This is a genomic window from Brenneria sp. L3-3C-1 (genome assembly GCF_016456245.1).
GTDB lineage: Bacteria > Pseudomonadota > Gammaproteobacteria > Enterobacterales > Enterobacteriaceae > Brenneria.
Genome location: NZ_JAEMHF010000016.1, coordinates 12,777 through 32,594, shown reverse-complemented (window position 1 = coordinate 32,594; position 19,818 = coordinate 12,777). Strand labels below are relative to the sequence as shown.

Here is a 19,818-nt window from a genome sequence, read left to right as displayed (position 1 = left end):
GGGCAGCGGTGCATTACCGTTGGGACGGCGACCAGTTGGTGGGTCAGCGGCAGTATCTGGCGGACGGCACGGCGGCGCGGGAAGTACAGTGGGTGTATGAGCCGGGGAGCTTCCGGCCGGTGGCGCAGGTGGAGTCAAAAGGAGAGTCGACCCGGCTGCATTATATCGTGACGGACGTGACGGGCACGGCGCGGGAGCTGTGCAGCGAGGAGGGCGCGGTTCACTGGCGGGGCGAACAGGGACTGTGGGGCGGATACCGGGAAGAGAAAATCCCGATAAGGTTAAGGCGCTACCTGGGCGACGCGGCGAACGAGGAAGTGTACTGCGACCTGCGCTATCAGGGGCAGCTGTACGATGCGGAAACAGGACTTTACTATAACTGGCATCGTTATTATGATGCGGAGAGCGGGCAGTATATCTCGTCAGATCCGATAGGGCTGGGTGGGGGGATAAGGCCTCAAGCCTATGTTCATAACCCGTTGGAGTGGGTTGATCCGCTGGGGTTGGTTGGGTGTCCAGTTAAGGAATATGAGGTCGGTACTTATAATGATTTGAAGAACCGTTCAGAAAGTGGTGATGAATTAGATATACATCATGCTATGCAAAAACATCCTGCTGGGCAGGTCGTTTCTGGCTACGATCCTAAAACTGCTCCATCTATTGCTGTTCCTAAGATAGAACACCAACAGATTCCAGCTATGAAAGGGCCATATAGTGGTTCAGCCAGAGATCTTTTAGCAAAAGATATCAAAGATCTCCGGGAGTATACGAATGCTCCTGCTTCTTCTATAAAAGAATTAATAAAGCTCAATAAGGAAATGTTTCCTGACGCTTTTAAAAAGCTTCCTAAAAAATAAAGGTGAGTTTATGAATGCTGAACAATTTGTTGATGTTATAAAAAAGGTTGTTACAGAGTCATCGGTTAAAGGTATTGAATCAGTTTTAAAGTCTCCTCCGGGGAGAAAGCCAAAGAAAGATTTATTAGAAATGTCAAGGTATTACAATGATAGAACGGATGAAGAAAAAGAAATAATAAACAAAATAATAAGACTGTCTGTCGATAATGGAGTGTTTGGTTTTTTGTGTGTTTTAGATGGTGTCAGAGCCATTGAAAATGGCGAGAATAAAGGTACGCTTTCTCTTATTTATAAAAAAGATACAGAAGTGGTTTTAAATAAAGACGAAGATCTACACGATTATTATAATGCGGTATGATCTTAATTAGCTGGAAGTGATCCAATGATCCTTCCGGCTATTTTATTATTACGCCAGCATATTCCCCTGTTCTGCCCGAATAACCATCTTCCCGGGCAGCAGTTCAATATTTAACGACTGACCGAGATTTAACGACTGACCGAGCAAGCCGCTGCGGGTCAGCCAGTCGCTCGCCAGCGTCAGTTCGCCGTTATCGCGTATCCAGTCGGCGCCCTCGCTGTCATGGCTGTCCAGCTCTGCCAGCAGCGCGGCGATATCGGTATCCCGGCACTCGATGGCAACTCAGATGCTGGAGAACGGGGCGGATACGCGGCACATACAGGCTATCTTAGGCCATGAGAAGCTGGAGACGACGCAAATCTACACGCGGGTCGCCATCGGGCATCTTAAGAGGATGCATGAGAGGACGCACCCAGCGGAGCGCAAGGCGAAGAAGAGGAAAAAACAGGAAAAGTAGCGTAAGATGACAACACGAATGACACCACAGGAGGCGGCAATGGGAACCATCCACTTCAGAATCGACGAGGAAATCAAACGGCTGGCGATGCAGGCCGCCGAGCGTCATCAGGTTAGTCTGACGGAGTTGATGCGTCAGCGGGCGGAAGAACTGGCTGAAGAAGAGCGGCAGCATCAGCTTAACGCCGGTGATGAATGGCTTGAAGCGCAAGTGCGGGAAGCGTTCGCCCGTTATGATGCAGGAGAAAGCGAGTTCATTAGCAATGAGGATGCCAGTCAGCAGATGAATGAACTGAAAGCGCGGGCGGCGCGAGGTGAGTTGTGACGGTCAGCGTGCGCTGGGAAAAACGGGCGCTGGCAGACCGTGAAGGTATCTATCGTTACCTGTATAAAGAGGCCGGACTGGATGTGGCGAATGGGGCGGATGACAAGTTCGAGTCAGCTGTATCGCTGTTGGAAGCCACGCCGGAAGCGGGGATGGATATAGGCAAGTCAGGAGAGAGAAGAAAACTGGTGCTGACAAAGTTCCCGTTCATTATTATCTATGCGCTGAAACGAAAGATAAACGAAGTGCATATCCTGCGGATATTACACACCTCGCGCAAGGTGTCGGCGAAATACCAGACGCGACAGAAAAGCTAGCTCATTCCCTGCGGGCTTACTGCCTTGTCAGGTGCGGCGTGTCCGGTGCTGTTATACTGTGCCGGGTCAAAACCGCGGAAATCTCAAAAAGTGCGTGGAACTAAAACGGGTGTACTTACAGGGCGACATCATGAAACGCATTTCACCAGAATGTAAATCGGCGGCACTGGCCAAATTACTGCCGCCCAACATGACCGTCACGATAGTCGCTCAGATGGAGAGAATAATGATCTATTAACGCCATCGCTTGCGAGGATCAGGATGCGAAAATCTCGTTCAGGAAGCTGAGTAAGTCCTGATTTAATTCATCGGTATGTGTCGCGGCGAAGCCGTGTGGCGCGCCTTTATAGATTTTTAATCGGGAATCTTTGATCATGCCGGCGGCCAATTTACCGGTGGCTTCAAAGGGAACGACTTGATCGGCATCACCATGAATGACCAGCGTCGGGACATCAATTTTTGTCATATCAGGGCGGAAGTCTGTTTCGGAGAAAGCGGTAACACAGTCGATAGTGCCTTTCAGCGAGGCGAGTAAAGCGATGTTCAGCGTCTGCGTTTGTACTCCCTGAGAAACCGTCGCGCCTTTATTAAGCCCGTAGAATGGGGTAGAAAAGTCGCTGATGAACTGTGCACGGTCTTTGCGTAGACCTTGTTTGATGTCATCAAATACGGATTTCTCCACACCTTCCGGGTGGTCGTCCGTTTTGATGAAAATCGGTGTGACGGCGCCGAGCAGCACCAGACCCGCGACGCGTTCTGTGCCATAACGGGCGATATATCGTGTCACGTCGCCGCCCCCCATTGAAAAGCCTACCAGCGTTACGTCATGAAGATCCAGATGATGAATAAGCTGATTAATATCAGCTGAAAATGTATCGTAATCGTAACCTGTCCATGGTTGATCCGAGCGGCCAAAGCCGCGGCGATCGAAAGCAATGGCCCGATAGCCTTGTTCAGCCAGAAAGTTAAGCTGGCTGTCCCACATATCAGCATCAAGCGGCCAGCCGTGACTGAGCAACACGGGTTTGCCCGTTCCCCAGTCTTTGAAATAAATTTGTGTACCGTCTTGCGTGGTAAATGTGCTCATTATCTTTCTCCTAATGGGTTTCGGAGCGTATTGATTTTACTCGTTACAACCTAAGCGTTGGTTAACAGGAAAGATAAGGCAAGTTTTTTGATAAGTCGTTTAACCGGCTTATAGGTTTGGTTTCTTCTTCAACTGATTTTGAAGACTTACATGAGGCTGTCTGGCAGTCTGCCTGAAAGAGGGGTGACCAGCATTATGGGGGGCCTTGCCGTTGCCTTACTGCTCGCTCTGATTAAAATCCGGCAAATATAATGACCGAGGGGGTAAGCTAATACGCTATCAATGTCGTCTTACATCCGCCGAATTAACCTTACCCGGTCATGACATTACTATACATTTATCTTGTTATATTCTTTTCATCCCTTGTGAATGTTGTGTTAACCATCCCTGTCATTAAATGACTTTTCCCGCCTTGTGCGGGTTTTTTTTATCCTTTTTTGATTGGAAAAACCGACGTCTAAATACCGGGCTCATTGGATGAACGGATATAACTCTATTTCCGATGTGATATTAGAAAAATCAAACGCCACAGGAAGTTAGATAAAGTAAGACCTGACTAATGAAATGTCGTCACAATTTCCAATGTACCGTTAATGATGAACTGAACGCCCATACATACCAGCAGAAAGCCCATTAGGCGGGAAATAGCCTCAATGCCGCTTTTTCCCACTATTCGCATGATAAACCCCGAGCTTTTCAGGCTTAACCATAAGATCAAACTGACAAGCATAAACGTCAGAATCGGGGCAACGGCAATAACCCACGGCGTAATATCCACGCCACTTTTTATTTGCGAAGCCGTGCTGATGATGAGGGCTATCGTTCCTGGGCCGGCGGTGCTGGGCATCGCTAATGGAACGAAGGCAATATTAACCGTATTGGAGGAATCGCTGGCAATGATTTCATCGGCTTTGCTTTTTACCTCTGGGGCATGTTCAGGCTTATGCTGAGGAAAAAGCATACGGAAACCGATAAACGCGACAATTAGCCCTCCGGCAATACGTAAACCGGGAATAGAAATACCAAAGGTATTCATGACAAGCTGTCCGCCATAAAATGCGACGGTCATAATGATGAAAACATAAAGCGATGCCTGAAATATTTGCCTGTTGCGTTCTCCCTGGCTCATATTTCCGGCCAGCCCCAGAAACAGCGCTACGGTGGTCAGAGGGTTGGCGAGCGGTAAAATCAGCACTAAACCCAGTCCGATGGTTTGAATCAACTCCAGCATCCAACCTCCATTAGCGGCAAATCTATACTCTTAAGGTAAGGCAATAATCCGGTGATATCTTGTGGTTATTCGTTTTATCAGGGGGCGACGTCATTTTCCGCCAGGTTTTTGAAACGATAGAGCGTTTTTGTCAACATGTCCTTGGATAGAATATCGAACATCTGGCTGATTTTTTTCCCCAGCAGGCCACCCGGCGGATCGAAGCGAATCATCAACGTGACTTCTGTTCCAGCGTCCGACTGAGCCGGTTTGAACGATAATCTGCCTTCATTGGGAATGCGGGCGCCTTCCAGAGATCGCCAGTAGATATATTCTCCTGGTTTTTCATCAACAATCCGTGCCTGCCACTCAATGAGCGCGCCAAATGGCGTATTAACACGCCACAGTGAGTCGGTATGGTTGAGGATATCGATCGTAGCAAAATGATTCATTAAGATCGGCAGCGTCTCAGGTTTACGCCAGAGCGCAAACAAGATTTCCGCAGGACGATCGATAATGATGCTGCTGCGGATTTCGTCTGAATCGCTCTTACCTTTAATCCCAAAGTTTTTCAGAAAAGAAGGTCGCACCAAGAGTCCCCCTAATAGATTTTCAGCCCTAAAGGGCATTTCTAGGGTTATTTTGACTGATATTGACCATTAAGCAAAGCAGGAAGACGTTTAGGGCTTTCCATCAATTTATCGGGCGTATCCATTATTCGAATACGGCTATATCTAATGTAACATTGCATTTCCTGTGCAAGGCGCTTCGCATCTATGGTGACAAAGCGTCTTTTCTGAGGAAGAGTGTTACCCTTATTTATCCACTCCCAATTAAGATGATATTGCAATGACGGAAACTGACATTTTACGGTTAAGTGGTCTGGTCGGCGATCGGCTTAAGGCACGCGGCGCGAAAGTAACATGCGCGGAGTCCTGCACTGGAGGATGGCTGGCAAAAATCATCACCGATGTGGCCGGCAGTTCCGGCTGGTTTGATTATGGCTTTGTCACATACAGCAATCAGGCCAAGCAGGATCTGGTTAAGGTCAATGAAGAGACGCTCGCTCGCTACGGCGCGGTGAGTTCCGAGGTGGTGCAGGAAATGGCTGCCGGGGCGCGGATTGCGGCGGGTGCGGATTTCGCGGTCTCTGTTAGCGGTATCGCCGGGCCAGATGGGGGTTCTGATGAAAAACCGGTAGGCACGGTCTGGTTTGGCTTTACCGATAAACAGGGGAACGCCTTTACCCGCAAAGCATTATTCAGCGGCGACAGAAATGCCGTGCGTTTGCAGTCGGTCCATTTTGCTCTGCAAACGCTATTAGATGAGTTTCTGTAAAAATACGCTTGATGCTGTATGAGTATACAGTATAATATCAGCAATTATTCGGTAATCCACGATTAAGCGGCCGTGTAGAGACAGATCTACGCCGCACGACAGGAGCAGAAATGGCTATTGATGAGAACAAACAAAAGGCACTGGCAGCGGCACTGGGCCAGATCGAAAAGCAATTTGGTAAAGGTTCTATCATGCGTTTGGGCGAAGATCGCTCAATGGATGTTGAAACTATTTCTACAGGCTCCCTGTCTCTTGATATCGCACTGGGTGCGGGCGGCTTGCCGATGGGGCGTATCGTTGAGATTTACGGCCCTGAATCATCGGGTAAAACAACGCTGACCTTACAGGTTATCGCCGCCGCTCAGCGTGAAGGTAAAACCTGTGCCTTTATTGATGCGGAGCATGCGCTGGATCCGATTTACGCCAAGAAGCTTGGCGTCGATATTGATAATTTATTGTGCTCTCAGCCGGATACCGGCGAGCAGGCGCTGGAAATCTGTGATGCGCTGACGCGCTCTGGCGCAGTGGATGTCATCATCGTTGACTCCGTGGCGGCGCTGACGCCTAAAGCCGAAATCGAAGGTGAAATCGGTGATTCGCATATGGGACTGGCCGCTCGAATGATGAGCCAGGCGATGCGTAAACTGGCGGGTAACCTGAAGCAGGCGAATACGCTGCTGATTTTCATCAACCAGATTCGTATGAAGATTGGTGTGATGTTCGGTAACCCTGAAACCACCACGGGCGGTAACGCGCTGAAATTTTATGCGTCAGTGCGCCTGGATATTCGTCGCATCGGTTCTATCAAAGAAGGCGACGAAGTGGTGGGTAGTGAAACCCGCGTTAAAGTGGTCAAGAACAAAGTCGCCGCGCCTTTCAAACAGGCTGAGTTCCAGATCCTGTACGGTGAGGGGATTAATATTTATGGCGAGCTTGTCGACCTGGGCGTTAAACATAAGCTGATAGAAAAAGCCGGCGCCTGGTACAGCTATAACGGAGAAAAGATTGGGCAGGGCAAAGCCAATGCCTGCAACTTTCTGAGAGAAAACCCGGCTATTTCCGCTGAACTGGATAAGAAACTGCGTGAAATGCTGCTGCATAAAGGCAATGAATCATCCTCGGCCACAGCCGGCGACGCTTATGACGAGGCCACCGCCAGCGAAGACAGTGAAGAGTTTTAATGTCGGTTAAGCTGTTTACCGCTACGGTATGAATCAGGTCGGTAAATGAGTAAACCATTACGTTATGCGATGAACGTACTTTCCGTACGCGATCATAGCGAAGTCGAAATACGCCGCAAGCTTGCGGCGTATTTGCATAAAGTGGTTGCAGAACGTGCTGAAGCTGACGAAATGTCGGCTGACGTTGCGTTAGCGGAGATTGAGTCTGCCATCGCTTACTGCATAGAGCATGACTGGTTGAATGATGCGCGCTTTGCCCGCCGTTATATCAGCAGTCGTAGCCGAAAAGGCTATGGCGTTCAGCGTATCAGATCGGAGTTGAGTCAGAAAGGCATTGACAAGACAACCATCGCTGCGGCATTAAATGAATGTGACATTGATTGGTGCGAGTTGGCGAAATCTGTAGCAGAACGAAAATTCGGGCATCCCCTGCCTGTTGAATGGAAAGAAAAAGCAAAACTGCAACGATATTTGCTATATCGGGGGTTTTTCCATGAAGAAATCCAATCCATTTATACAAATTTTTCAGATTGAATGCATACGGGATTTTACTTCCCATCGAAGAAAATTTATCTTATTCCCACTTTTTTGTTCGTGAGTTGCACGGTGGCGTCATTATTCTGGACTATCCTTGCCCGCGATCTGTTCTTTTAGCTTGATTCCAGGACAATTATGAGCAAGAGCACCGCTGAGATCCGTCAAGCGTTTCTCGATTTTTTCCACAGTAAGGGGCACCAGATTGTTGCCAGCAGTTCCCTGGTGCCGAATAACGATCCAACGTTATTATTCACCAATGCGGGTATGAACCAGTTTAAAGACGTATTTCTTGGGCTGGATAAACGTAGCTACTCACGAGCAACGACTTCGCAACGCTGCGTGCGTGCGGGGGGTAAGCACAACGATTTAGAAAACGTTGGTTATACCGCGCGCCATCATACTTTCTTTGAAATGCTGGGTAATTTCAGCTTCGGCGATTATTTTAAACGCGATGCTATCCATTATGCATGGGAACTGTTGACCGAGGCGCAGTGGTTTAACCTGCCGAAAGAGAAACTGTGGGTAACGGTATACGCCACTGATGATGAGGCATATGACATCTGGGCAAATGAGATTGGCGTCCCTCATGAACGTATTATCCGTATCGGTGATAATAAAGGCGCGCCTTACGCTTCAGATAACTTCTGGCAAATGGGCGATACCGGTCCCTGCGGCCCATGTTCTGAGATTTTTTATGACCATGGCGACCATATCGCGGGTGGCCCTCCGGGAAGTCCCGATGAGGATGGCGATCGCTACATTGAGATTTGGAACCTGGTCTTTATGCAATTCAACCGCCAGGCAGATGGAACGATGTTGCCGTTGCCCAAGCCTTCGGTGGATACCGGCATGGGCCTGGAGCGTATTTCTGCGGTATTGCAGCATGTTAACTCGAACTATGAGATCGACTTGTTTAAAACGCTGATTGCCGCGGTGGCAAAAGCAGTAGGAACCACTGATTTAGACAACAAATCATTACGCGTTATTGCCGACCATATCCGTTCCTGCGCATTTCTGATTTCCGACGGCGTGATGCCTTCCAATGAAAACCGTGGCTACGTTTTGCGTCGCATCATTCGCAGGGCGATTCGCCATGGCAATATGCTAGGGGCAACCGATACGTTCTTCTACAAGCTGGTCGCGCCGCTGATTGACGTGATGGGTTCTGCGGCCGACGAGTTGAAGCGTCAGCAGGCGATGGTTGAGCAAGCGCTGAAAACGGAAGAAGAGCAATTCGCTCGTACCCTGGAACGCGGCCTTTCGCTGTTGGATGAAGAAATCAAAAACCTGCAAGGGAATACGCTGGATGGCGAAACCGCTTTCCGGCTGTACGACACCTATGGTTTTCCGCTCGACCTTACGGCTGATGTTTGCCGTGAACGCGGTCTGAAAGTGGATGAGCAAGGATTTGACCGGGCAATGGAAGCGCAGCGTCAACGTGCGCGTGAAGCCAGCGGTTTTGGCGTTGATTACAACAATCTGGTTCGCGTGGACGCAACGACGCCGTTCTGCGGCTACGAACAAACCCGGCAGCAGTCAAACGTTATCGCGATCTATCACAACGGCAAGGCGGTCGAGCAGCTTGATGCGGGTGAGGACGCGGTTGTATTTCTGAATGAAACGCCATTCTATGGCGAGTCTGGCGGACAGGTTGGCGATCGGGGCGAATTAAACGGCGCTAACGGTAGTTTCGTTGTTCAGGATACACAGAAGTACGGCCAGGCCATCGGTCATATTGGTAAGCTGACTCAAGGCTTGTTGCGCGTGAATGACAGCGTAGATGCGATGGTTGACAGTGAACGTCGTGACCGTATTCGCCTCAACCACTCTGCGACTCACCTGCTGCATGCTGCGTTGCGTCAGGTTTTGGGCGATCACGTCGCGCAGAAAGGGTCATTGGTCAACGACAGTTATCTTCGTTTCGACTTTTCTCATTCCGAAGCAATGAAACCTGAACAAGTTCGTCAGGTTGAAGACATCGTCAATGCCCAGATTCGCCGTAATTTTGCCGTACAAACAGAGGTCATGGCGCTGTCTGACGCAAAAGAAAAAGGGGCGATGGCGCTCTTTGGCGAGAAATATGAAGATCATGTCCGGGTTTTAACCATGGGTGATTTTTCGATCGAACTATGTGGCGGGACTCATGCCCGCCGCACAGGGGATATCGGTTTGTTCCAGATCGTATCTGAGTCTGGCACGGCTGCCGGTATCCGTCGTATTGAAGCGATAACGGGGGAAAACGCGCTGTCTGCGTTGCACCGTCAGAGCGATGTTTTACAAGATGCCGCTCAGCTTCTGAAAGGGGATAGCAATAATCTGGTTGATAAGGTACGTTCTGTACTGGAACGCACCCGTATACTGGAAAAAGAGCTCCAACAGTTGAAAGCGCAACAAGCGGCGCAGGAAAGTTCCTCACTTTCAGGCAAGGCGAAAGATATCAACGGCGCAAAACTGCTGGTCACTCGATTGGACAATGTTGAACCTAAAATGTTGCGTACGATGGTTGACGATCTGAAAAACCAATTAGGATCGGCCATCATTGTGTTAGCGACCACTGCCGAAGGTAAGGTTAGCCTTATCTCCGGGGTGACGAAAGATCTGACCGACCGCGTGAAAGCCGGAGAGTTGGTCGGGTTTGTCGCTCAGCAGGTAGGGGGAAAAGGCGGCGGGCGTCCCGATATGGCGCAGGCCGGCGGCAGCGATATCGCCGCCTTGCCCGCAGCATTAGCCAGCATTGAATCTTGGGTGGCTGATAAGCTATAAATATTAAATCAGAGTGTTATGCTGACAAAAACGCCATGACTTTACTGGTTTTGGCGTTTTTGTCTTGTCGGAAAGGCTTCCGGCAAGCGAGATGAACAAGATGCTACCTTCAGATGTTACGAAGTTGGACTGCCTTATACGTCTTGTGGTGATAACAAAGGCACAAGCTACTTATATCGACTAAACTAAAAGTAGCGACAAACTATGAGTGAGATGGTGAGCGTTATCATCGCCATCTAGGTTTACGTTTTCACGGCACATGATGGATAATGACGGGGAGACAGAGAGACCCGACTCTTTATAATCTTTCAAGGAGCAAAGAATGCTTATTTTGACTCGTCGAGTTGGCGAAACCCTCATGATCGGCGATGAGGTAACGGTTACCGTACTAGGGGTAAAAGGCAATCAGGTGCGTATTGGTGTTAACGCGCCTAAAGAAGTTTCTGTGCACCGTGAAGAGATTTATCAGCGAATTCAGGCAGAAAAATCTCAACCGACATCATATTGATTGACAATGCGTCTCGCAGAAACGGGACGCTATTGTTGCTTTTCCGCGTTTATTCCCTTCGCATGTTTATCAACACGCTTTGTCTCCCTTGATTTTTTTCACCACAAGATAAGCGTCTGTTTTTCTGTTGATAAAATGCCCTTTTTGTTGTGAATCTGCCCGTCTTGGATGCGAATTGCGCAAACAAACCTAAGTTGGGAAAAATTGTTTGACTTATAAGTCCGGGAAAGTAATATGTGCGCCACGCAGTACCGGTGAGCGCCGACAAGAAGTTTCTAGGTGATTACAGGTAGTGTTTGGTGAGGTGGCCGAGAGGCTGAAGGCGCTCCCCTGCTAAGGGAGTATGCGGTCAAAAGCTGCATCGAGGGTTCGAATCCCTCCCTCACCGCCATTTATTATGCATCCGTAGCTCAGCTGGATAGAGTACTCGGCTACGAACCGAGCGGTCGGAGGTTCGAATCCTCCCGGATGCACCATATTAAAATGGATAGGTAGTAATCGATACATCACGTATCGACAGTGAAAAGCAACCACTGCGTAATAGAAAGAATTCTTAATGCATCCGTAGCTCAGCTGGATAGAGTACTCGGCTACGAACCGAGCGGTCGGAGGTTCGAATCCTCCCGGATGCACCATTCTTGGGTTCTTAGGCTTAAAACGCCTTATCGCTATTCACCAAACAAATCTTGTTTACGGTATGCATCCGTAGCTCAGCTGGATAGAGTACTCGGCTACGAACCGAGCGGTCGGAGGTTCGAATCCTCCCGGATGCACCATATCAAAATAGGGCGGCGGTACAGCTCCTGTTCCTTTAATCTTTATACTCTTCCATTTTCTGATCTCTCCTCGTTATTTTTTTGTCTTTCGCTACGTATGCGCTGCAAAGGCTGTCTGCTACATTGTTTCGTTATGATATTAATAATACCATGATTTTTATATGGTTATTGAGTGAGCGACAATGTTTTCACTTTGCGATAAAGTAGATTCTTGTTTTCAATGTGCATGGAGTCATGATGTACGATCGCTATCAAGGCCTGATCTTTGATATGGACGGCACCATCCTCGATACGGAACCAACACATCACAAAGCATGGAATAAGGTCCTGGCAAGGTACGGAATTAAATACGATGCCGCAGCCATGACCGCACTGAATGGTTCTCCTACCTGGCGTGTTGCTCAGGTTATTATCAGTCATCATCAAGCTGATATTGACCCTTACCGGTTGGCTGATGAAAAAACCGCGCTGGTAGAGGAAATGCTGTTGGATACGGTAAAACCATTGCCCTTGATCGATGTCGTCAAATACTATCGCGGACGCCGTCCGATGGCCGTTGGCACCGGCAGCACGCATGGTATGGCCGATAAACTTTTAAAGCATTTGGGTCTGCATGATTACTTTGACGCCATTGTCGGTGCGGATGATGTCAATAAGCATAAGCCCTTTCCGGATACCTTTTTGCGTTGTGCCGAGCTTATTGCCGTTGCGCCAGAATATTGTGTGGTGTTTGAAGATGCGGATTTTGGTATCGAAGCGGCGGCAAGAGCAAAAATGGCTGTGGTTGATGTTCGTAAGCTGTGAGTGAATTCTGGGCGGTTTTCTCTCTCTTCTGGAGTAGCTTACTGAGTGCGACGTTGTTGCCCGGTAGCTCGGAGGTGTTGCTCGTTACTCTATTGGTTTCTGACAGCGCCAGGCCCGTTTTGCTGATTATTGTGGCGACGCTGGGAAACACCCTGGGGGGATTGACCAATATTTTTATAGGGCGCTTACTGCCTCAGCCAAAACAGCAGTTTGGATATATGATGGCCGTACGCGGGTTACAGCGTTATGGTCCGGCTGCGCTATTATTTAGCTGGGTGCCGGTAGTCGGCGATTTATTGTGCGTGTTGGCGGGTTGGTTGCGAATGCCTTGGATGAGTTCAGCGATTTTTATATGTATTGGAAAAGCGCTGCGCTATATCGTTCTGACAGGGATAACTTTACAAGGCATCGTATGGTGGTCGTAACCGGATGAAAATGAGATCTGGTGAGTGCCATCAAGTTTCAATTATGCTTACAAACATTACATTTTAACATCGGGAGGTCGATTTGATCCCGGATATATCACAGGCTCTTTCCTGGTTGGAAAATAATCCTCAGGCAGTGAATGGTATCCAGCGTGGAATTGAACGCGAAACGTTGCGCGTGATGGCTAACGGGCATCTTGCCACTACTGGACATCCCAAGAAATTGGGTGCGGCATTAACGCATCCGTGGATTACCACCGACTTTGCTGAGACCTTGTTAGAATTCATTACGCCTGTCGATAAAGATGTCGATCACCTGTTGACGTTCTTGCGTGATATTCATCGCTACGTCGCCCGAAATTTAGGCGATGAACGGATGTGGCCGCTGAGCATGCCGTGTTTCATTGCCGAAGAACGGGATATTGAGCTGGCACAGTATGGCTCATCCAACGTTGGGCGTTTTAAAACGCTGTATCGTGAAGGGTTAAAGAATCGTTATGGCGCGCTGATGCAGACGATTTCCGGCGTACATTATAATTTCTCGTTACCGCTGGCGTTCTGGCAGGCCAGAGCTGGCGTCCGTGATATGGAAAGCGGGAAAGCAGAAATTTCGGCGGGCTATTTCCGTTTGATCCGGAACTATTACCGCTTTGGCTGGATAATTCCGTATCTGTTTGGCGCTTCTCCGGCGATTTGCTCCTCCTTTCTGCAAGGCAGAGAAACCTCGCTGCCGTTTGTTCGTACAGATAAAGGGATGTGTTATCTGCCTTATGCGACATCGCTGCGGCTGAGCGATCTGGGCTACACCAATAAATCGCAAAGTAACCTTGGTATTACTTTTAACGATCTGGACACATATGTGGCCGCGTTGAAACGAGCGATAAAAACGCCGTCTGAAGAATACGTTCAGATTGGAATGAAGAAAGAGGGGCGTTATTTGCAACTGAATACCAATGTGTTGCAGATTGAAAACGAGCTTTATGCGCCAATCAGGCCGAAACGTGTTACGCGGCCTGAAGAACTGCCTTCTGATGCCTTACTGCGCGGCGGGATCGAATATATCGAAGTTCGATCGTTGGATATCAATCCTTTCTCACCGACCGGCGTCAGCGCCAGCCAGGTTCGTTTCCTGGATTTATTCCTGATTTGGTGCGCGTTGGCTGATGCGCCGGACATGAGTGCGGATGAACTGCTCTGTACCCGTAAAAACTGGAATAGGGTGATACTCGAAGGGCGTAAACCGGGTCAAACTATCGGTATGGGGTGTGAAACAGAACAACATCCGATAGCCCGCGTCGGGAAATCATTATTTGCTGATTTGCGCCGTGTTGCTGAAGTATTGGATGGTGGTAATGCTCAACCGTATTACCAGCAGGTTTGTGATGAGCTGGTGCCCGGTTTTGACGATCCTGAAACGACGTTCTCAGGTCGGTTGCTTAACCTGATGAAAGAAAGCGGCAGCGGTGGCGTCGGGCTCCATTTGGCCGAAGAATACCGCAAGATGCTGAGTGATGAACCACTGCAAATCCTGACAGAGGAACGGCTGGCGGCGGAGAGTGAGCGCTCTTGGCATCATCAGCGGCAGATTGAAGCAGAGGATACGATGAGTTTTGAACAATATCTTGCTGCGCATTAAAAAAGAAAAGGCCACAATTAATGTGGCCAAATAAACATCTTGAATAAGGGATGATGATAATAAATGCGCGTCTTTCAGTAATTCAGACTCGCATAAAAAGGAAAAGTTTCCCGGAAACGAGAAAAAATGAATTTTTTCTATGAGGAGGTGACGTTATGCCGTTACTAGATAGCTTTACTGTAGATCATACCCGCATGGCAGCGCCTGCCGTCAGGGTTGCAAAAACCATGAAAACCCCTCATGGCGATACCATCACCGTATTTGATCTGCGTTTTTGCCGGCCGAATATCGAAGTGATGCCGGAACGAGGGATTCATACGCTGGAACACTTGTTTGCCGGTTTCATGCGCGATCATCTGAATGGCGATGGCGTGGAGATTATTGATATTTCTCCTATGGGCTGCCGTACGGGCTTCTATATGAGTTTGATTGGCACGCCTGGCGAACAGCGTGTCGCCGACGCCTGGAAAGCCGCCATGGCCGATGTGCTGAAAGTGACCGATCAGCGTAAAATCCCTGAACTGAACGAATACCAGTGTGGGACGTATGAAATGCACTCGCTGACAGAAGCTCAGGAGATCGCCCGGCATATTCTGGAGCATGATATCGGCATCAACCAGAACGACGAACTGGCGTTGCCGAAAGACAAGCTGGCGGAGCTGCATATCTGATCGTCGCAGATATAAAAAAAGAGAGCCGTGGTTGGCTCTCTTTTTTACATCGGACTGTACGCCGAATCAGGCCGCGACGAAGTGTTGTATCACCCGGCTGCCAAAATAGGACAGCGTCAATAGCAGCGCGCCAACCAGGCTAAACCATACCACGCGCCGTCCGCGCCACCCCTCGTGGTAGTGTCCCCATAGCAGCAAGACATAGATAAACCAGGCAAACAAAGAGAACAGCGCCTTATGCAGATTCTCTTTATTATTGATGAGATCGTCCATATAGAACAGACCGGTACACAGCGTCAGCGTCAAAAGAATGACGCCAATCTGTGTAATGTGGAACATTTTGCGCTCGATGCTCATAAGCGGCGGCATATCGGCGGCAAAGCCCAGCTTTTTATTTTTTAGCAGATAATCAATCCACACCAACTGCAACGCATAAAGCGCGGCGATGATTAGCGTAGCGTACGCGAATAGCGCCAAACCGATATGGAACAGCAACCCCGGCGTCGTTTCCAGATGCGTAATGAACTCACCGGGCATGAAACTGGCGAAGGCCAGATTGATCAGGGCAAAGGTATATACGATCGGCAGCAGAAACCATCCGCGATTACGTGAGGCGACAATCGTCATCACCGTGCAGATAATCAGGCTGATGAGAGAACCGATATTCAGCAGACTCAGGTTTTGCCCCGTCTGTACATCAAAGATTCGTTGATACAGCGCCACCGCATGGCAGATAAGCGCAACGCTGGCCGAAAGTATCGCCAGCCGACGATATGCACTGTTCTTGCGCAGCAGACTGGGAATAATCAGTCCGAGGCTGAGTGTGTAGGCGACCAGGGCCACAATAGCGAAAACAGACATACAAGTAGGTTATTAAATATCAACTAAGTAAAATGAAGTGTCAGTATAACGTTAGTCGCCATAGGCACCAACTGTTCTCCATCTGAGGCGCAGAGATCGCTGCCGCTTTCGTGTTATAATCCTGCCATTCGCGTCGCGGTGGCGGCTTGTCTTACATTGAGCATGAGATATGTTTGAAAATTTAACCGATCGACTATCGCGCACATTGCGCAATATCAGCGGCCGCGGGCGGTTGACTGAAGACAATATAAAAGAAACGCTGCGTGAAGTTCGCATGGCGTTGCTTGAAGCTGACGTTGCCTTACCCGTGGTTCGGGACTTTATCAATCGCGTAAAAGAACGCGCCGTTGGCCACGAAGTAAACAAGAGTCTGACGCCGGGGCAAGAGTTCGTCAAGATCGTCAAGAATGAACTTGTCAGCTCAATGGGGGAGGTTAACGCCGAACTGAACCTTGCCGCGCAGCCGCCTGCCGTGGTGCTGATGGCCGGTTTGCAAGGGGCGGGTAAAACCACCAGCGTTGGTAAATTAGGTAAGTTCCTTAAAGAAAAACAGAAGAAAAAGGTGCTGGTGGTTTCCGCTGACGTTTATCGCCCGGCGGCGATAAAACAGCTGGAAACGCTGGCGCAAAGCGTCGGGGTCGATTTTTTCCCGTCAGACGCACAGGAAAAACCTATCGATATCGTTAACCGCGCATTACAGCACGCCAAGCTGAAGTTTTACGATGTGTTGTTAGTCGATACCGCCGGCCGTCTCCATGTCGATGACGCGATGATGGACGAAATTAAGCAGGTTCATGCGGCGATTCAGCCAATAGAAACCCTGTTTGTTGTCGATGCCATGACCGGCCAGGATGCGGCGAATACCGCAAAAGCCTTTAACGAAGCCCTGCCGCTGACCGGGGTGATTCTTACCAAGATCGATGGCGATGCCCGAGGCGGGGCGGCGCTGTCTATCCGTCATATTACCGGTAAGCCGATCAAGTTTCTGGGTGTCGGTGAAAAAACGGAAGCGCTGGAACCGTTCTATCCTGAACGTATTGCCTCGCGTATTCTTGGCATGGGCGATGTTCTCTCCCTTATCGAGGACATTGAGAGTAAGGTTGATCGCACCCAGGCAGAGAAACTTGCCAAAAAGCTTAAAAAGGGCGACGGCTTTGATTTGACCGATTTTCTGGATCAACTGAAGCAAATGCGCAATATGGGCGGTATGGCCAGCATGATGAGTAAAATGCCGGGTATGGGCCAACTGCCGGATAACGTTAAGTCGCAGATGGATGACAAAGTCCTGGTGCGCATGGAAGCGATTATTAATTCCATGACCCAGCAGGAACGGGCGAAGCCGGAAATCATCAAAGGATCGCGCAAGCGCCGTATCGCCACGGGATCGGGCATGCAGGTTCAGGACGTGAACCGTCTGCTTAAGCAGTTTGACGACATGCAACGGATGATGAAGAAAATGAAGAATGGCGGTTTAGCGAAGATGATGCGCGGCATGAAAGGTATGATGCCGCCAGGATTCCCGGGGCGCTAAGCGCGAAAAACCTTGTCGAACAGACAAAGTATCGCGGCCGATACGCTTTAGATTGCTTTTTGCGCCAAAATGAGTAAAATTTTGGGGCTTTTTATATGACACTGGGCCCCGTTCCTCGATGGGGCCCGGTTGTTTTATTAACTAAAGAGGATGTTATGGTAACAATTCGTTTGGCACGTGGCGGCGCGAAAAAACGCCCGTTTTATCAAGTTGTCGTGACCGATAGCCGCAATGCGCGCGATGGTCGCTTCATTGAGCGCGTAGGCTTCTTCAACCCGATCGCAACCGGTCAGGCAGAAGCGCTGCGTTTAGATCTGGATCGTATCGAACATTGGGTCGGTCTGGGTGCAACGGTTTCTGATCGCGTATCTTCGCTGATCAAAGACGCTAAAAAAGCAGCATAATCTGTTGCGGTGGTGACAATGAGCAATCAACTTAGCCTGCAAGCTCCTGTTAACCCGATTGTATTGGGGAAAATGGGATCGACTTACGGCATCCGAGGTTGGCTCAGAGTGTTTTCATCCACCGAAGATGCCGAGAGCATTTTTGATTATCAACCTTGGTTTATCCAGACAAAAAGTGGTTGGCGGCTTGTCGAGATCGAAGGCTGGAAACACCACAATCAGGATCTGATCATCAAGATTAAAGATGTTGACGATCGTGATGCGGCAAATTTACTGACCAATTGCGAGATTATCGTGGATTCGGCGCAGTTGCCTGAACTGGATGAAGGTGATTATTACTGGAAGGATCTTATTGACTGTCAGGTCGTAACCGTAAAAGGTTATCAACTGGGTAAAGTCATCGATATGATGGAAACCGGTTCAAACGATGTGATGGTAATAAGGGCTAACCTGAAAGATGCCTTCGGGGTCAAGGAGCGGCTGGTTCCGTTCCTCTCTGGACAGGTTGTCAAGCATGTTGACCTTTCTGCTCAAACTATTGAAGTAGATTGGGATCCTGGTTTTTGAACTCTGAATTGACCAGTAGTACCAAGTGGAACGAGACTATGTGGATTGGGGTTATTAGCCTGTTTCCAGAGATGTTCCGCGCAATTACTGATTACGGAGTCACTGGCCGGGCAGTTAAAAATGGCCTGCTGAGCGTACAGTATTGGAGTCCGCGAGATTTCGCTTACGATCGGCATCGCACCGTGGACGATCGCCCTTATGGCGGCGGCCCCGGAATGCTGATGATGGTGCAACCCTTGAGGGATGCGATCCACGCAGCAAAAGCAGCGGCAGGCGAAGGTGCCAGAGTGATTTATTTATCACCTCAGGGCCGTAAATTAGATCAGCAAGGCGTGCGCCAACTCGCCGCTAACCGGAAAATGATTCTGGTTTGCGGGCGGTACGAGGGAATTGATGAGCGCGTAATTAAAACCGAAATTGATGAAGAATGGTCAATCGGGGATTACGTACTCAGCGGTGGGGAACTGCCGGCAATGGCGCTGATTGATTCCGTATCCCGTTTTATACCGGGAGTGTTGGGTCATCAGTCGTCAGCGGAAGAAGATTCTTTTGCTGACGGATTGTTGGATTGTCCGCATTTTACTCGTCCTGAAGTGTTGGCCGGTATGGATGTTCCGCCAGTTTTACTGTCAGGCAACCATGCTGAAATACGTCGCTGGCGTTTGAAGCAGTCGCTGGGCCGAACCTGGCTTAGAAGACCTGAACTTCTGAAAAGCCTAGCTCTGACTGACGAGCAAGCAACGTTGCTGGCTGAATTCCAACGGGAATATCAGTCCGGGCAACAAGAGTATTAGGTGGTCGTCATGGTTTGACCTGACGAACCCAAATATCAGTTTACCTAGGGTAAGAGACATATTATGAGCAACATCATTAAGCAAATTGAACAAGAGCAGATGAAGCAGGACGTACCTGCATTTCGTCCGGGTGATACCGTAGAAGTGAAGGTATGGGTTGTTGAAGGTAGCAAAAAACGTCTGCAGGCATTCGAGGGCGTGGTTATCGCTATTCGTAACCGCGGTCTGCATTCTGCATTCACTGTTCGTAAGATTTCCAACGGCGAAGGTGTAGAACGTGTTTTCCAAACGCATTCTCCGGTAGTGGACAGCATTGCTGTTAAACGTCGTGGCGCCGTACGTAAAGCCAAATTGTACTATCTGCGTGAACGCACTGGTAAGTCTGCTCGTATTAAAGAGCGTCTTAACTAAG

Annotated in this window: 21 protein-coding genes, 4 tRNA genes and 2 pseudogenes; 23 read left to right on the top strand and 4 right to left on the bottom strand. The window is 49.2% G+C overall.

Translation table 11 applies throughout. The features are described from left to right. Positions 1-2: 2 nt before the first annotated feature. The 5 genes and pseudogenes from JG725_RS19615 to JG725_RS19590 all read left to right on the top strand — a co-directional run. Positions 3-857: pseudogene (locus JG725_RS19615) on the top strand (RHS repeat-associated core domain-containing protein); the annotation flags it as partial. 10 nt (positions 858-867) lie between these two features. Next, entirely contained in the window at positions 868-1,215 is a 348-nt protein-coding gene (locus JG725_RS19610; RefSeq protein ID WP_199379536.1) for a hypothetical protein, read from the top strand. Positions 1,216-1,471: 256 nt separating this feature from the next. Continuing rightward, a pseudogene (locus tag JG725_RS19600) lies at positions 1,472-1,672 on the top strand (tyrosine-type recombinase/integrase); the annotation flags it as partial. A gap of 39 nt (positions 1,673-1,711) precedes the next feature. After that, positions 1,712-1,996, top strand: a complete 285-nt coding sequence (locus JG725_RS19595; protein WP_199379552.1) for a damage-inducible protein J — start codon at positions 1,712-1,714, stop codon at positions 1,994-1,996. Then, complete coding sequence (locus tag JG725_RS19590; RefSeq protein WP_199379534.1) at positions 1,993-2,313, top strand: type II toxin-antitoxin system RelE/ParE family toxin; 321 nt, start codon at positions 1,993-1,995, stop codon at positions 2,311-2,313. The genes JG725_RS19595 and JG725_RS19590 overlap by 4 nt, the downstream gene beginning before the upstream one ends. Before the next feature lie 256 nt (positions 2,314-2,569). On the opposite strand, the gene JG725_RS19585 is transcribed toward JG725_RS19590, so the two are convergent. From JG725_RS19585 to JG725_RS19575, 3 genes are all read right to left on the bottom strand, one after another. Next, positions 2,570-3,400 (bottom strand): alpha/beta fold hydrolase, encoded by an 831-nt coding sequence (locus JG725_RS19585; RefSeq protein WP_199379532.1) that lies wholly within the window; start codon positions 3,398-3,400, stop codon positions 2,570-2,572. A gap of 556 nt (positions 3,401-3,956) precedes the next feature. Then, entirely contained in the window at positions 3,957-4,631 is a 675-nt protein-coding gene (locus JG725_RS19580; RefSeq protein WP_199379530.1) for a MarC family NAAT transporter, read from the bottom strand. A 77-nt stretch (positions 4,632-4,708) separates the two neighbouring features. Then, positions 4,709-5,200, bottom strand: coding sequence for an SRPBCC family protein (locus JG725_RS19575; protein ID WP_172291812.1), 492 nt, complete (start codon positions 5,198-5,200; stop codon positions 4,709-4,711). A gap of 259 nt (positions 5,201-5,459) precedes the next feature. Between JG725_RS19575 and pncC the strand changes: the two genes are divergently transcribed. The 13 genes from pncC to luxS all read left to right on the top strand — a co-directional run bounded on the left by pncC (position 5,460) and on the right by luxS (position 15,249). Then, positions 5,460-5,948 carry a nicotinamide-nucleotide amidase gene (gene pncC, locus JG725_RS19570; RefSeq protein ID WP_172291808.1) on the top strand — a complete coding sequence of 163 codons (489 nt, stop codon included), beginning with the start codon at positions 5,460-5,462 and terminating at the stop codon, positions 5,946-5,948. 110 nt (positions 5,949-6,058) lie between these two features. Then, on the top strand, positions 6,059-7,129 hold the full coding sequence (recA, locus tag JG725_RS19565; RefSeq protein ID WP_172291807.1) for a recombinase RecA: 1,071 nt from the start codon (positions 6,059-6,061) through the stop codon (positions 7,127-7,129). Positions 7,130-7,174: 45 nt separating this feature from the next. Beyond that, entirely contained in the window at positions 7,175-7,663 is a 489-nt protein-coding gene (recX, locus tag JG725_RS19560) for a recombination regulator RecX (RefSeq protein ID WP_172291806.1), read from the top strand. A gap of 138 nt (positions 7,664-7,801) precedes the next feature. Continuing rightward, on the top strand, positions 7,802-10,429 hold the full coding sequence (gene alaS, locus JG725_RS19555; RefSeq protein WP_199379528.1) for an alanine--tRNA ligase: 2,628 nt from the start codon (positions 7,802-7,804) through the stop codon (positions 10,427-10,429). Positions 10,430-10,751: 322 nt separating this feature from the next. After that, positions 10,752-10,937 (top strand): carbon storage regulator CsrA, encoded by a 186-nt coding sequence (csrA, locus tag JG725_RS19550; RefSeq protein WP_005972168.1) that lies wholly within the window; start codon positions 10,752-10,754, stop codon positions 10,935-10,937. A gap of 298 nt (positions 10,938-11,235) precedes the next feature. Beyond that, positions 11,236-11,328 (top strand) — tRNA-Ser (locus tag JG725_RS19545). A gap of 8 nt (positions 11,329-11,336) precedes the next feature. Further along, a tRNA-Arg gene (locus JG725_RS19540) sits at positions 11,337-11,413 on the top strand. Positions 11,414-11,495: 82 nt separating this feature from the next. Continuing rightward, positions 11,496-11,572 (top strand) — tRNA-Arg (locus JG725_RS19535). Positions 11,573-11,636: 64 nt separating this feature from the next. Beyond that, positions 11,637-11,713, top strand: a tRNA-Arg gene (locus JG725_RS19530). Between the two features lie 237 nt (positions 11,714-11,950). Next, positions 11,951-12,517 (top strand): fructose-1-phosphate/6-phosphogluconate phosphatase, encoded by a 567-nt coding sequence (yqaB, locus tag JG725_RS19525; RefSeq protein WP_172291804.1) that lies wholly within the window; start codon positions 11,951-11,953, stop codon positions 12,515-12,517. Continuing rightward, the gene (locus JG725_RS19520; protein WP_172291803.1) at positions 12,514-12,942 is read left to right on the top strand and encodes a YqaA family protein; all 429 of its coding nucleotides are present in this window, start codon (positions 12,514-12,516) and stop codon (positions 12,940-12,942) included. The genes yqaB and JG725_RS19520 overlap by 4 nt, the downstream gene beginning before the upstream one ends. Positions 12,943-13,024: 82 nt before the next feature. Next, the gene (gshA, locus tag JG725_RS19515) at positions 13,025-14,578 is read left to right on the top strand and encodes a glutamate--cysteine ligase (protein ID WP_172291802.1); all 1,554 of its coding nucleotides are present in this window, start codon (positions 13,025-13,027) and stop codon (positions 14,576-14,578) included. A 155-nt stretch (positions 14,579-14,733) separates the two neighbouring features. Continuing rightward, the gene (gene luxS, locus JG725_RS19510) at positions 14,734-15,249 is read left to right on the top strand and encodes an S-ribosylhomocysteine lyase (RefSeq protein WP_172291801.1); all 516 of its coding nucleotides are present in this window, start codon (positions 14,734-14,736) and stop codon (positions 15,247-15,249) included. 66 nt (positions 15,250-15,315) lie between these two features. On the opposite strand, the gene JG725_RS19505 is transcribed toward luxS, so the two are convergent. After that, positions 15,316-16,110 (bottom strand): inner membrane protein YpjD, encoded by a 795-nt coding sequence (locus JG725_RS19505; RefSeq protein ID WP_172291800.1) that lies wholly within the window; start codon positions 16,108-16,110, stop codon positions 15,316-15,318. Positions 16,111-16,279: 169 nt separating this feature from the next. On the opposite strand from JG725_RS19505, the gene ffh reads away from it, so the two are divergent. The 5 genes from ffh (at position 16,280) to rplS (ending at position 19,817) form a co-directional block, all read left to right on the top strand. Next, positions 16,280-17,641, top strand: a complete 1,362-nt coding sequence (ffh, locus tag JG725_RS19500; protein ID WP_172291799.1) for a signal recognition particle protein — start codon at positions 16,280-16,282, stop codon at positions 17,639-17,641. Between the two features lie 155 nt (positions 17,642-17,796). Then, the gene (gene rpsP / locus JG725_RS19495) at positions 17,797-18,045 is read left to right on the top strand and encodes a 30S ribosomal protein S16 (protein WP_009111755.1); all 249 of its coding nucleotides are present in this window, start codon (positions 17,797-17,799) and stop codon (positions 18,043-18,045) included. Positions 18,046-18,063: 18 nt separating this feature from the next. Continuing rightward, positions 18,064-18,612 carry a ribosome maturation factor RimM gene (gene rimM, locus JG725_RS19490; RefSeq protein ID WP_199379526.1) on the top strand — a complete coding sequence of 183 codons (549 nt, stop codon included), beginning with the start codon at positions 18,064-18,066 and terminating at the stop codon, positions 18,610-18,612. A 38-nt stretch (positions 18,613-18,650) separates the two neighbouring features. Then, positions 18,651-19,406, top strand: a complete 756-nt coding sequence (gene trmD, locus JG725_RS19485) for a tRNA (guanosine(37)-N1)-methyltransferase TrmD (protein WP_172291797.1) — start codon at positions 18,651-18,653, stop codon at positions 19,404-19,406. Positions 19,407-19,469: 63 nt separating this feature from the next. Continuing rightward, entirely contained in the window at positions 19,470-19,817 is a 348-nt protein-coding gene (rplS, locus tag JG725_RS19480; protein ID WP_009111758.1) for a 50S ribosomal protein L19, read from the top strand. The last annotated feature ends 1 nt before the right edge of the window (position 19,818 follow it).